Genomic DNA, 12,586 nt, shown 5'->3' with positions numbered 1-12,586 from the left:
ATCGGAGGGTCATCTCGCGTGATTGAAGGGCCATCACGCGTGATTGGCGGGACGACACGATGTCGTCAGCCGGTCGTAGAGGTCCAGGTGCCGGCGGGCGCAGGCCTCCGGGTGGTGGCGGGTGTGGGCGCGTTCGGCGAGGAGCCGGCCCAGGCGGCCCGGGTCCGGCTCCGCGAACAGCGCGCGTAGCCGCGAGGCCAGTGCCGGGACGTCGCCCGGTGGGGCCAGGAACGCGGGCGCGCCCGGGACGTCGAGCATGGCCGGGACGCCGCCGGTGGCCGTGGCCAGGACCGGCTTGCCCGCGGCCATCGCTTCGGCCACCACCAGCGGCTGCTGCTCCATTGTGGACGGCAGAACCAGCGCGTCCGCGCCGGCGAGCAGGGCGGGGACGTCCGGCCGGAAGCCGAGGAACGTCACGCGCCCCGCCAGCGGCGGCTGCCGGGCGGCCCGCTCCGCCGCCGCGCGTTCCGGGCCGTCGCCGACCACCGTCAGCCGCGCGTCCGGGGGCAGCACGCCGGGCACGCTCAACGCCGCCAGCAGGTCGAGCACGCCCTTGCGCTCCACCAGAAGCCCGGCGAAGACGAGGTGGCGCACCGGCCCCCGCGGCGGGTCCGGTTCGGCCGGGGACACGCAGTTGTCGACGTGCGCCAGCCGCCCGGCGGGCACCCGCAGGCGACGGCGCAGGAAGGCCCCCATCGCCTCGGCCGGCACGATCGTCCGGTCCAGGACGCGGGCGACGACGGCGTCCGCGGCCAGCACCGTCCGCGTGTACCCCGACGGCCCGGCCGCCCCGCGCTCGCCCCGGAACCACGGCTCCGCGACGTCGTCGGGCACGCCGTGGTAGGTCTGGACCAGCGCCGGCCGGGTGCCGCGGGCGAACCGCAGCCCCGCGATCACCAGCCCCGCGCGCCGGTCCTGCGCGTGCACGACGTCGGGCCGCCACGCCCGCAGCGCCGCCCGCGCCCGGCCCGCCGCCGCGAGGTCTTCCTTGTCGGCCACCGCGAGTTCCTCGTGGTGGCCGCCGAGCAGCGAAGCGCCCCGCGCCGGCACGGGACCGAAGACGCGGACGTCGTGGCCGTCGGCGGCCAGCGTCGCGGCCAGCCGGACGGTGACGTCCACCGGACCGCCGCGGTCCTGGGTGAGCAGGTAGGCGATGCGGGTCACGAGAGGCGCTCCGGTGGGGTGAGTTTGTCGACGAGGGCGGCGATCTGGTCGGTCATCCGCCCCCGGTCGAAGGACAGTTCGGCGCGGCGGCGGCCGCGTTCGCCTTCGCGCCGGGCCAGCCCGGGGTCGGCGAGGCGCGCGGCGACGGCGTCGGCGAGCCGGCCGACGTCGCCGGGCGGCAGCACCGCGCCCGCGTCCGCGACGCTCTGGCGCATCCCGCCGACGTCGAACGCGACGACCGGCCGCGCGCACGCCATCGCTTCCAGCGGCACCAGCGCCATGCCCTCGGCGCGCGAGGGGAGGACGACGACGTCCGCGGCGGTGTACCAGGCCGCCGGCTCGTCGGTGTGCCCCGGCCAGCGCACGGACGCGTGCCCCGCCACCGGGTGCCGCTCGCGCCACACCGGGCCCATCGGCCCGTCGCCGGCGAAGACGAGCTGCGCGTCCGGCAGCCGCCGCAGCACCGCGGGCCAGGCCGACAGCAGCTGGTCCTGGCCCTTGAGCTCGGCGAGCCGGCCGAGGCAGACGGCGATCGGCGCGTGTTCGGGCAGCCCGAGCCGCCGTCGTGCCGCGGTCCGGTCGCCGGGGACGAACCGGGTGGTGTCGACGCCGTTGCAGACGACTTCCGCCTCGGCGGTCACCCCGGCGGCCCGGCCGGCGGCCAGTTCGTCGTCGCTCACGCAGACGACGAGGTCGGTCCACCGCGACGCGAGGCGTTCCCACGCGGCGGACGCGCGGCGCAGGGGGCCGCCGGCCGTCTCGAAGGACCACAGGTGCGGTTGGAACACCGTCGGGCGGCCGCCGCGCACGGCCAGCCGGCCGGCGAGGCCCGCTTTGGAGCTGTGCAGGTGGACGACGTCGGGGTCGAGGTCGGCCAGGAGCCGCCGCAGCCGCAGCGCCTCGGTGACCGAGCCGGGACCCGGCGCGCGGCGCGCGGCCCAGCCGCGGACTTCGATGCCGAGTTCGCGGGCGCGTCCGGCGAGCCAGCCGGACGGTGGGCAGACGATCGTGACGGACCAGCCGCGGTCCCGCTGCGCCACGGCGAGTTCCAGGACGACGACGGCGACACCCGCGGTGACCGGCTGGGAGACGTGCGCGAGCTTCACCGCAGGCCTCCCCGGCGCAGTTCGGCGAGCGCACTCCGCTGCAGCAGCAGGGTCGCCCCGGCGTACCCGGCGACGAGGACCGCGGCTTCGGCCACCACTCCCGGCAGCGAGTCCCCGAACCACCGGCCCAGGACCACCGCCGGCACCGCGCCTGCCACGCAAGCGAGCGTGACGCGGGCGAACATCCCGCCCAGCTCCGCCACCGACGGCGCCACGCCGAGCCCCGCCAGCACCCGCCACGCCACCGGTACCACCAGCCAGGCCGCTGCACACTGCACGGAGGCCACCGCTCCGATCCCCGCGTGGGTCAGCACCGCCAGGCCCACCGCGAGCAGCACCAGGTGCGTCGACTCGAGCGCCAGATAACGCCGGACGTGCCCGGTCGCCTTCACCGCCTGGTACCAGATCTGCAGCAGGCAGATCCCCACGCCGTAGCCGGACAGCAGCACCAGCGGACCGGCCGCGCCCGCCCACCGCTCGCCCAGCAGCACGACGTGGCCGGCGAGGACCGCGAGCGCCAGGTACAAGCCGCCGGTCACCACCAGCACCGCGCGGGTGAACCGGGTGACCGCCCCGGCAAGGGGCGCCCCCTCACGCCGCAACCGCGTGAACACCGGGAACGCGACCGCGCCGAGGACGACCGCCACCATGATGTAGGGCACCCAGGCGAGCCGGTACGCCAGCGAGTAGACGCCGACCGCGTCCGCCCCGAGCCCGTGCCCGACCGCGAAGTAGTCGAGGTTGACCAGCAGCGCGCCGACGACCGCGGCCGGTCCCACCACGGTCACCCAGCCCAGCACTTCGCGCGCCGCCGCGGCGTCCCAGCACGGCCGTACCCCGCCGCGGGCCAGCGCGCCGAGCAGCGGTTGCGTCACCGCCGTGGCCAGCAGGCCGAGCACCAGCGACAGCGGCCCGGCACCGCACGCGGCGAGCACGACGGTCAGCACCGCGCCCAGCACGGCGCTCCCGCCGTCGGGCAGCAGCCGTCGCCGGAAGTCGAGCTCCCGGTGCATCAGGCCCATCTGCACCCCGCCCGCCGCCGAGAACGGCAGGCCGAGTGCGGCCAGCCGGACCAGCCCGGCGGCGTCCGGCGTGCCGAGCAACGCCGTGAGCGGGCCGGCCGCGGCCACCAGCGCGACGGCCAGGACGATCCCGGCGCCGACGCTCAGCGTCAGGACCGTCCCCGCCGTCCGGCGCGCGTCGCGCTCGGTGCGCCCGATGACGTCGTAGACCCCGATCGACTGGACGACCTGGCCGAGGTTGACCAGCGCCACCGCGAGCGCCACGGCGCCGAGCTGGCCCTCGGTGAGCAGGGCGGCCAGCACCAGCGTGACCAGCATCTGGCTGCTCTTGCTGACGAGGTTGACCACGCCCAGCCACAGCGAGCCGCGGACCGCGCGGGTCCCGAGCGCGGCCGTCACGGTGCCCGCACCCGGCTTGCGGCGACCACGGCGAGGCCCCACGCGAGGACCACCGCGACCCCGTCCACGGTGACCGCCGTCCGCGACCCGAGCACCGAGACCACCAGAGTGTCCACTGTGTACAAATGGGCGAAGGGGACGGCGAGCGCGAGGACGGCCAAGCCTGCCGCGCCCCAGCCCCGTTCGCCGCGGTGGTGCCACCACAGCGCGGCCACCGCGGCCATCGCGGGGACGGCGATCAGCACGTCGCCGGGCTGGTGCACCACGCAGACCACCACGGCGAGGAGGGTCAGCAGGTCGGCGACGGGCTCTTTGGTCTTCCGGATGAGCAGCGCGCTCGCGACGAGCACGCCGGCCAGCACCACCAGCTCGCCGCCGGAGGGCGCCCAGCCGGTGACCCGGAACAGCACCGCGGCGACGTCGATGCGTTGTGCGGTCACGGAATCCACGGCGCCGTAGTCGGTACCGCGCGCGTGGTCGAGGTTCGCGACGACGACGTCGAGGAACGGCCCGATGCCGCCGCTCCGCACCACGAGGAGCACGACGACGGGCAGGCTGGCGGCCGCGGCGATGGCGGTGCCGAGCAAGGCGACCCGCCGCGAGCCGCGGGCGAACAGCAGGACGGCCAGCGGGAAGCCGTACTGGGGCTTGAGCCAGGCGAACGCGAGGGCGACGGCCGCCCACCCGGGCCGGTCGCGCCGGGCGAGCACGGCACCGGCCGCGCCGAGGGCGATCAGCGGGTTGACCTGGCCGACGAAGAGCTGGGCCTTCCCGACCTGGCTGGTCACGAGCAGCGCGGCGACGACGGCGGTGGTGACGGCGAACGGCACCGGAACGTACCGCCGGACGGCGTGCGCGGCCACCGCGGCGAGCGCGATGAGCAGCAGCAGCGAGAAGAAGGTGAACGCGACGGCGCCGGCGCGGTAGCCGGGCAGCGCGAACGGAGCGTGCAGGAGGAGGTGGTAGGGCTGGTAGAGGTTGAAATCCTGGCGCACCGGCCAGTGCGCGAACATCGCGGCGGGGTCGTAGGGGTTGCCGCCGGCGAGGAACTCGCGGATGGGGAAGTAGAGGGCATCGCGGAAGTCCTGCAGCCGTTCTTCGCCGAGGACGGCGGGGGTGGGCAACGGGACTCGCCACGAAGGGGAGACGGCGTGCCAGGTGCTCAGGCCGCCGGCGAGGGTCGCGAGGAGGAGGACGAGACGCTGCCTCCGGGACATGCCCGCGCCGCGGCTGAGGGCCGGTCGCCGGTCGGTGGCGGTGTCTTGCGAGGCACCATCGCGACCGAGTCGCCGGTGGCGCCCGGGGGAGGTGGGGGCAGTGGCGGTGTCTTGCCGTGAGGTCATGCCTGCACCACCGTCGCAAGGAGGGCGGGACGTGTTCGGCCCGGCGTGGACAGCGCGCCGGGAACCGGGTGTGGCCGTGAGGTCATGCCTGCACCACCGCCACCAGCACCGCGTCCGCCGGCAGCACCGCCACCGTCGCGGTCAGGTCCGCCTGGTTGCGGCCCGCCGCCGTCACGGCCACCACCGAGGCGCCGTCTCCGTGCTCCTCCGGCAATCCCGCCGCCAGCTTGGCCGCCGTCTCGGTCAGCTCGGGTGTCACCGGCAGCACGCGGACCGGCCGTCCGGCCGCGCGGCAGAGCACCGCCAGCCGGTCCGCCGCCGATGGGTCCGCCTCCTGCAGAACCGTCACCGGGCGGTGCACTCCCGCCGCCGCCAGTGCCCGGCGCACCGGGCCCGGGCCGGCCCCGAGCGGGGTCAACCGGCGCAGAGCGGCCGTCGCCAGCCCGGCGGCGACCGCGCCGACCAGGGCCAGCCCGCCCACCAGCGGCACGTCCGGTGCCACCGTCAGCACCTCCGGCCGCGCGTCCAGCGTCCGCAGCTTCCCGGCCGGGGCGAGGAGATCCGCGTCGATCATCGCCTTGCCCAGCGCCAGCGCCGTCGCGCCCGCCTGCTCCGGCGACGCCGCTCGCACCGACAGCCGCGCCAGGCCCGATGCCGGGACCAGCTCGACCGACACGTGCTCCGCGAGCTCGTCGGGGCGGTACCCGGACACCGGGGCCGCGGCCGAAAGCACCGACGGGCTGCGGGCCAGCTCGACCAGCGCCGGCAACGCCAGCGACACGACCTCGCCGTAAGGAGCACCGTCCGCCGCGGCGGGGCCGGCGAGCAGGCTCACCCGGCCCTGGTACTCCGCGCCGCGCGTCAGGCCCACGATCAGCACGAGCGCACCCACCAGCAGCGCGACGGCGACGCTCGAGACAACACTGCGGTACTTCATCGGGCACCTCGGAGCAACTCGTCGTAGGACTTCATGAGCGTGTGCGGGTCGTAGTCGCGTTCGACAGCCCGGATTCCTTCGAGCGCCGCGGTTTCCCGCGCCGCCGAGTCGAACAGCAGGGTGCTCAGCGCCGCGGCCGTCGCGGCCGGATCCGCCGGCGGCACCACGATCCCGCCGCCGCCGGCCAGCACCCCGGCGATCCCGCCGACGTCCGTCGCGACCACCGGCCGGCCGGCCGCCATCGACTCCAGCACCGCCAGCGGCAGGCCTTCCCAGTCGCTGGTCAGCACCGTGACGTCGGCCGCGGCGAGCAGGTCCGGCACGTCCGCGCGGGTGCCGAGGAACTCGACCCGGCGGCCCAGCTCCTGCGCGCGCCGCTCCAGCTCCGGACGCAGGCTGCCGTCGCCGGCCAGCCACAGCACGGCGTCGCCGCTGACCGCGGCCCAGGCGTCGAGCAGCACGTCGTGGCGTTTCTGCGGTTCCAGCCGGGCCAGGCAGAGCGCGACCGGCGTCCGCTCCGGGACACCGAGGGACGCGCGGATCTCCGCGCGGCCGAACACCGGCGGCCTCGGGAACACCGCGTTGCGGATCACCACCGGACGCTCCAGCCCCGACGCCTCCAGCCGGTCCGCGGTGGCGGCGGAGACCGCGACGACCTGGCCGGAGGTGCGGCGCAGGATCCGCGCCGCCGCGGCGTAGTCCGGTTCGGCGACGCCGTGGAAGACGGTGATCGGCCGCCGCCCGGGGACGAGCGCGAGGCGGGCCACCAGGCTCGCGCCGACGTTGTGGGCCAGCACGACGTCGGGCCGGAACCGCGCGATCGCGCGGCGGGTGGCCCAGGCCGCCTTCAGCACGCCCGCCTTGCTGCGGCGGGCGAGCGGCACGGGGAACGTCGGCGTGCCGCCCGCGGCCAGCGCGTCGGCGCGGAAGCCCCCGCCGCTGGCGACGGCGGACACCCAGCCGTACTCCTCGCCGCGGGCCACCATGCCGGCCACGAGCGTCTCCGCCCCGCCCGCCCCCATCTCACTGATCACGTGCAGCACCCGCATCGGCGCTTCCCTCTCCTTCTCGTCGGACCCGGGCTTCGGCCGCGACGGCGAGCGCGGCCAGCGACCACAGCGGCAGGTAGTACTGCTCGGACAGGAACGTCGAAGTCACCAGGACGGCCAGCAGCGACGCCTGGATCGCGACCGCCTCCGTCCGCCGCGCGCCGGGGCCGGCCCGGCGGACCGTCCGCTCGCTCGCCACCGCGGCGGTGACGACCACCCCGGCGAACAGCGCGAACCCGGGCAGGCCGAGTTCCGCGGCGACCTCGAGGTACATGTCGTGCGCCACCGGGGTCTGCTCGTCGACCTCGGCGTTGTGCGACTCGGCGGCGTAGTGCTCGCGGAACCCGCCGGGGCCGACGCCGAGCACCGGATGGGCGGTCAGCATCCGCGCCGCCGCCTGCCAGCGCAGTTCCCGCGTGTCCACATTGGACGCCGCGATGAAGCTCTTCTCCTGCAGGGCCCGGTCCAGCTGCGGCCCGGCGAACGCCCACGCGCCCAGCCCCAGCCCGGCGACCGCCACGGCCGCGGCGGCGAGCACCTGCCACGGCAGCACCCGGCGCAGCAGCAGCCAGCCGACCGCGGCGGTCAGCCCGAGCGCGCCGCCGCGGGAGAACGTCGCCGTCGCGCCGGCCACCAGGACGATGCCCGCGGCCGTCAGGACGGCGCCCCGGCCCCGGCGGTGCAGCGCCGCGAGCAGGGGCACCGCCGCGACGAGGAAGTAGGCCAGGTCGTTCGGATCCGGCTGCGGCCCGCTCGCGCGCGCTTCGCCCTCGGCGACCAGGCTGTAGAGGGCACCCGCGCCGGCGGCGGTCGCGCCCGCGGCTGCCGCGAGCAGCAGCCACCGGATCGGGACCTCCCGGCTCGCGACGTCCGCGAGCACCGCGGTGACCACCAGGAACGGCAGCCAGCGCACGGTGTACTCCGCGGTGAACGGGCCCGCCGCGTGCACGGACGCGGTCACCGCCAGCACGACGGCGAGCAGCGCGAGGACGGCGTGCAGCGGGGTCGGCCTTGGCGGCTGCCGGTGGCGGATCCGCACGGCGAGCCAGACCACGGTCAGCAAGGCGGGCGCGACCTTGCCGAGCTGGCTCTGCACGGCCGTCAGGTAACCCTCGACCGGCGCCAAAGCGACGGTCGCGCACGCGAGGAACCGCAGCAGGTTCGCCTCGAGGTTCTCGCGCCGGGCAGGCCTGACGACCCGTGTCATCCGGGGCTCCGCCCCGGGCCGGGGGCTCCGCCACCCGGACCCCCGAAGGGCCGGGTCCATGGTCACCTTCTGGCGTCCAATCTGGTCACCGGCCGCGTGCGCCGCACGACCGTCCGGCTGACGTACTCCCCGGTGCCGACGACGTCGAAGTGCTCCCGCAGCGCGGAAAGCACCCAGCCGAGCCAGGCCACCTTCCGCGCACCCGGTGCCGCCATCCCGGGGAAGAACTCCATCCCGGGAGCGTCGGCGGCGCCGAGGACGTCGGTGGGGTGCAGCAGCAGCGAAGGCGACACGCCGCGGACGAGGCAGAGCCGCAACGCCGTCCGGAAGTACGCCCGGGCCAGCCGCGGCGAGATCGCGTGCAGCTGCAGGAGGTACGCACCGTGGATCGGCGTGCGCAGCAGCGGCATCGTCGTCACCGGGAGCTCGACCAGCGCGCTGCCCGTGCACGTCTGCCAGCGGTGGGCGTGCACGGGGGCCAGCACCCGGGAGACGCCGCCGAACAGCTCGCCGGCCCCTTCTTCCGAAGTCTTCGCCGTGCGGTTGTGGTACGCGCGGGCCAGCGGGCCGATCCACGTCGGCAGCGTGCTGGCGTCGTAGGCGTAGCCGCGTTCGGCGAGCAGCTCGACCAGATCCCGCGTGACGCTGTAGCCGGGACCGCGGAACCCGCTCGGCCGGGGCGCGCCCGCGGCGGTGATCGCGGCTTCGGTCCGGCTCAGCTCGTCCTCGAGCCGCTCGCGGGAGTAGCGGTGCAGCCATGGCTCGTGGCCGAAGGAGTGGTTGGCCACCTCGTGCCCGGCCGCGGCGATCTCGGCGACCGCCTTGGCACCGTCTTCGCGGACGACGTCGGCGCCCACGACGAAGACCGTCGTCGTCAGGCCCTGTTCGCCGAGGATCTCCAGCAGCCGCGGCACCGCGGACGGCAGGAAACTGGGCCGGTCGCGCCAGCCGGGATCACCGTGGGTCTTGAGGTAGGCCCACAGGTTGTCGAGGTCGATCGAGACGCTCGCGAGCGGCCGCGGGCTCACGCCGCTTCCCCCGCGAGGGCGGGGGCGCCGGCGCGGGACTGCACGCCGAGCAGCAGGACACCGCACACGACCACGGCGAGGCCGGTGGCGACCCACGCCCCCTGTCCGGCGACGACGTGGTCGCCGAGGACGGCGATGCCGGTGACCGACGCCAGCACGATCGTGGTCGCGTCGGCGGTGGCCACGACCGCCGCCGCCGGCCCGCGCTGCAGGGCGGCCGCCATCGAAGCCTGGCCGAGCACCGCGGCCGCCAGCATCAGCCAGGTCAGCGGATTTCCCGGCAGGGCAAGGAGATCGAGGTGCGCGAGGGTCCGGCTGGCGACCGCCACGACGGCGAACGCGACCCCGGACAGGACCGCGGCCGGCAGGAACGTCCCCGCCCGGCCCGCCGGGATCATCGCCAGCCCGGTGCCGAGCACCACGACCGCCAGTGCGGCGACCCCGGCGGCCGGGAGGTCGGTGGCGACCGAGGCCGACGAGGCCCCGGCCAGCACGACCAGCCCGGAAGCCAGCAGCACCAGCGTCATCGCTTCCCCGGTGCGGATCCGCCACCCGAGGACGAAGACCCCGAACGCGGTCGCCAGCCCGATGGCCGACGACGACGCGGCCTGGACCAGGTACAGCGGCAGGGATGCGCGCGCGAAGAACGCGAGCGCGAAACCGCCCAGCTGACCGGCGAAACCCAGCAGGTACAGGCGATCGGCGGCGAGCCGGGCCAGCAGGCCCAGTCCCGTGCCCGGCCGGTTCCCGGCCCGCCGGGCGGCGACGCTCTGCGCGACGATCCCCACCGCGTAGAGCACCGCGGACGCCACGAGCACCGCGTAATCCACCACGAACCACTCCTCATGTCCCGCCCCGCGTACCGGGTGACCCGGTAAAGCGTAGGAACGCGGAAGTGGCTTCACTTTCGAAGGATGGGGTTCGGGAATTCGTCACGCTGAGACATCGATCTGCCCGCGTTGAGCAACTCCAAAGCGTGACGCATCGTGGTGTCTCGCTCGAAGAACACGTTGCGTAGTAATGGCTCGGTGATCACCCGCGTCGTCTTCGGACGACCTGGCGGCCCGCCGCCGGGGCCACCCGTTCGGGCTATACGAACCCCGGTCAGGGGTTCGCTCACCCCACACGATCGGTGAATCGGCTGGAACGCCCGGCGGGCCATCAGTACGTTTTTCCCACCGAGGCGGAACAATGCCTTGAATGCCGCCTCGGCAATTGTCTTATTGAGGAGAATCCATGCTGAAGAAAATCGGCTTCGTCGCCGCCGCCATGGCGGCCGGGGCTTTCGTCACCGGTGGGATCGCGGCCGCCGGGACGCCGGACGAAGAGCACGGCCACCACCACGGCGGCTACGGCTACGACCACACCGGTCAGGTCGGCCTGGTGAACCTGAACAACACCGACGCGCTGCACAACGTCAACGGCACCCTCGGGCTCTGCGGCAACGACATCAACGTGCTCGGTGTCCAGGTGCCGATCCACGACTCGCTCAACGGCATCGGCGTGCCGATCCTGTCGCCGGGTGCCAGCGAGGCGAGTGGCGAGTCGCCGTACAACTGCGCCTCCGGCGGGCTCGCCGACGGCGGCACCAGCCAGGGCGAGTGAGTTTCCGCTTCGGCGGAATGAATGGTTTTCCGGAATGGCGCAGCCACGGGTTGCGCCGTGAAGTACCGCCCCGTGCCGGGGTGGGCAGTTGAGGAGTTCTTTCTCGTGATCAAGCAGCTCGGATTCGTCGCGACCGCACTGGCCGCCGGGTTGGCCGCGTTCGGCGGCTCGGCCTCCGCGACCGATGTCACCGTCTCGGGCCACCCGGTCGACCACAGTGAGCAGTTCGGCCTGGCCAACGTGCAGAGCCTGGACGCGCTGCACAACGTGAACGTGGTCGGCGGCGTCTGCGACGACGACGTCAACGTGCTCGGGGTGCAGGTTCCGCTGCACGATGTCGCCGAGGGGATCGACGTCCCGATCCTGTCGCCGGGGGCGCACGAAGCCGAAGGCTCGACGCCGTCGAACTGCGCCAGCGGCAGCATCGCGGACGGCGGGACGGCCCAGGGCCACTGACCGACCCGGTGGGAAGAAGCCGTCGCGCGGATGCAGTTTTCCGCGCGGCGGCTTTTCGCTGTGCGTAGAAGAGCAGGGGAGGACGACCGTGGCCGGTGACGTCGACCCGGCGGCCGAGAACGCGCAGCTGCGCGAGGCGCTGTCGTCCCAGCCGGTGATCGAGCAGGCCAAGGGCATGGTGATGCTGCTGCGGGGCTGCCCCGCCGCCGAGGCGTTCGGCGTGCTGGTCACCGTGTCGCAGCTGAGCAACGTCAAGCTCCGCGACGTGGCCGCGGTCGTCGTGGCCGCCGGCAGCGACGCCGGCCGTGGACTGTCCGATGAGGACACCGAGAACGCGGTCCGCGCGGTGTTGTGCCGTCACCTGCTGACCGGACCGGCTTGACGGGAGCTGGGAACCGGCGAGGTTGTGCGTCGCCCGGCTGCGGGCTCGGCTGAGGGGTTCACACCCCGCCGGTTCACCAGCCGGATACCCGCTCCCGGGGTCGAGGGAACGCGTTCCGTGGTTCCGAGCCTACGGCTTCCTCTTCGTATCCGCGGCGTTTCTTGGAGTGGTTGTGCGATGAACGAGTGTGCGAATCCCGCTCGTTTCAACGGAAATCTTTTTTCCCGCGATAAACCCTGCTGACCCGATCGGGCCAATCACTGCCCGGTCAGCGGCTCGCGGTGGGCACCCAATGGTGGCGTGCGGTGGAATTCGTCCCATTATCTCAGTACATTTCCCCCACGCGGGACGGAGCACACACACCTTGTCGCCGTCCTGTCCGATGCACCGACTGATCAAGGAGAACAAATGCTGAAGAAGATCGGGTTCGTCACCGCTGCGATGGCGGCTGGCGCATTCCTGGCCGGTGGCGTTGCGGCCGCCGCCACGCCGGACGGCCACGACCACCACCACGGTGGTCACACCGACCAGCTCGGCCTGCTCAACCTGAACAACACCGACGTGCTGCACAACGTCAACGCCGCGCTCGGCGTGTGCGACAACGAAATCAACGTGCTCGGCGTCCAGGTGCCGATCCAGAACTCGCTCAACGGCATCGGCGTGCCGATCCTGTCGCCGGGCGAGCACGAGGCCAGCGGCGAGAACCCGGAAAACTGCGCCTCCAGCGGGCTCGCCGACGGCGGCACCAGCCAGGGGCACTGAGTCCCCGCGCCACGGCCGCCCGTTGTGTGTGCGGATGCCGGCCGAGGCGCGGAATCCGGCGCCGCGCCCGAGGTGGTGCGGCGTGCCCGGAACAGGGAGCGAGCTGCACACTCCGGTTCCCCGTCC

General features: G+C 74.4%; 13 protein-coding genes. 4 read left to right on the top strand and 9 right to left on the bottom strand.

Annotated elements, in window-relative coordinates:
- Positions 1 to 33: 33 nt before the first annotated feature.
- The 9 genes from ACFVYA_RS27170 to ACFVYA_RS27130 form a co-directional block, all read right to left on the bottom strand.
- The gene (locus ACFVYA_RS27170; RefSeq protein ID WP_387048931.1) at positions 34 to 1,164 is read right to left on the bottom strand and encodes a glycosyltransferase family 4 protein; all 1,131 of its coding nucleotides are present in this window, start codon (positions 1,162 to 1,164) and stop codon (positions 34 to 36) included.
- The gene (locus ACFVYA_RS27165; protein WP_387048930.1) at positions 1,161 to 2,270 is read right to left on the bottom strand and encodes a glycosyltransferase; all 1,110 of its coding nucleotides are present in this window, start codon (positions 2,268 to 2,270) and stop codon (positions 1,161 to 1,163) included. The genes ACFVYA_RS27170 and ACFVYA_RS27165 overlap by 4 nt, the downstream gene beginning before the upstream one ends.
- On the bottom strand, positions 2,267 to 3,691 hold the full coding sequence (locus tag ACFVYA_RS27160; protein ID WP_387048929.1) for an oligosaccharide flippase family protein: 1,425 nt from the start codon (positions 3,689 to 3,691) through the stop codon (positions 2,267 to 2,269). The genes ACFVYA_RS27165 and ACFVYA_RS27160 overlap by 4 nt, the downstream gene beginning before the upstream one ends.
- Positions 3,688 to 4,908, bottom strand: coding sequence for a glycosyltransferase 87 family protein (locus ACFVYA_RS27155; protein ID WP_387048927.1), 1,221 nt, complete (start codon positions 4,906 to 4,908; stop codon positions 3,688 to 3,690). Before ACFVYA_RS27155 ends, ACFVYA_RS27160 begins: the two co-directional genes overlap by 4 nt.
- 208 nt (positions 4,909 to 5,116) lie before the next feature.
- Positions 5,117 to 5,971 (bottom strand): hypothetical protein, encoded by an 855-nt coding sequence (locus ACFVYA_RS27150; protein WP_387048925.1) that lies wholly within the window; start codon positions 5,969 to 5,971, stop codon positions 5,117 to 5,119.
- Positions 5,968 to 7,020, bottom strand: a complete 1,053-nt coding sequence (locus ACFVYA_RS27145) for a glycosyltransferase (protein WP_387048923.1) — start codon at positions 7,018 to 7,020, stop codon at positions 5,968 to 5,970. The genes ACFVYA_RS27150 and ACFVYA_RS27145 overlap by 4 nt, the downstream gene beginning before the upstream one ends.
- Positions 6,995 to 8,227: an O-antigen ligase family protein gene (locus ACFVYA_RS27140; protein WP_387048922.1), complete on the bottom strand. Its 1,233-nt coding sequence runs from the start codon at positions 8,225 to 8,227 to the stop codon at positions 6,995 to 6,997. Before ACFVYA_RS27140 ends, ACFVYA_RS27145 begins: the two co-directional genes overlap by 26 nt.
- Before the next feature lie 62 nt (positions 8,228 to 8,289).
- Positions 8,290 to 9,255: a polysaccharide deacetylase family protein gene (locus ACFVYA_RS27135; protein WP_387048920.1), complete on the bottom strand. Its 966-nt coding sequence runs from the start codon at positions 9,253 to 9,255 to the stop codon at positions 8,290 to 8,292.
- Complete coding sequence (locus ACFVYA_RS27130) at positions 9,252 to 10,088, bottom strand: hypothetical protein (protein ID WP_285985541.1); 837 nt, start codon at positions 10,086 to 10,088, stop codon at positions 9,252 to 9,254. The genes ACFVYA_RS27135 and ACFVYA_RS27130 overlap by 4 nt, the downstream gene beginning before the upstream one ends.
- Positions 10,089 to 10,491: 403 nt before the next feature.
- Between ACFVYA_RS27130 and ACFVYA_RS27125 the strand changes: the two genes are divergently transcribed.
- From ACFVYA_RS27125 to ACFVYA_RS27110, 4 genes are all read left to right on the top strand, one after another.
- The gene (locus ACFVYA_RS27125; RefSeq protein WP_285985540.1) at positions 10,492 to 10,860 is read left to right on the top strand and encodes a hypothetical protein; all 369 of its coding nucleotides are present in this window, start codon (positions 10,492 to 10,494) and stop codon (positions 10,858 to 10,860) included.
- A gap of 105 nt (positions 10,861 to 10,965) precedes the next feature.
- The gene (locus tag ACFVYA_RS27120; protein WP_387048918.1) at positions 10,966 to 11,316 is read left to right on the top strand and encodes a hypothetical protein; all 351 of its coding nucleotides are present in this window, start codon (positions 10,966 to 10,968) and stop codon (positions 11,314 to 11,316) included.
- Between the two features lie 88 nt (positions 11,317 to 11,404).
- Positions 11,405 to 11,698, top strand: a complete 294-nt coding sequence (locus ACFVYA_RS27115; RefSeq protein WP_285985538.1) for an ANTAR domain-containing protein — start codon at positions 11,405 to 11,407, stop codon at positions 11,696 to 11,698.
- A 408-nt stretch (positions 11,699 to 12,106) separates the two neighbouring features.
- A complete protein-coding gene (locus tag ACFVYA_RS27110; RefSeq protein ID WP_387048916.1) occupies positions 12,107 to 12,460 on the top strand; it encodes a hypothetical protein in 354 nt (117 codons plus the stop codon).
- The last annotated feature ends 126 nt before the right edge of the window (positions 12,461 to 12,586 follow it).

Origin of the sequence: Amycolatopsis sp. NPDC058278, assembly GCF_042881395.1 — a bacterium.
GTDB lineage: Bacteria > Actinomycetota > Actinomycetes > Mycobacteriales > Pseudonocardiaceae > Amycolatopsis.
This window is presented reverse-complemented; position numbering and strand designations above follow the sequence as displayed.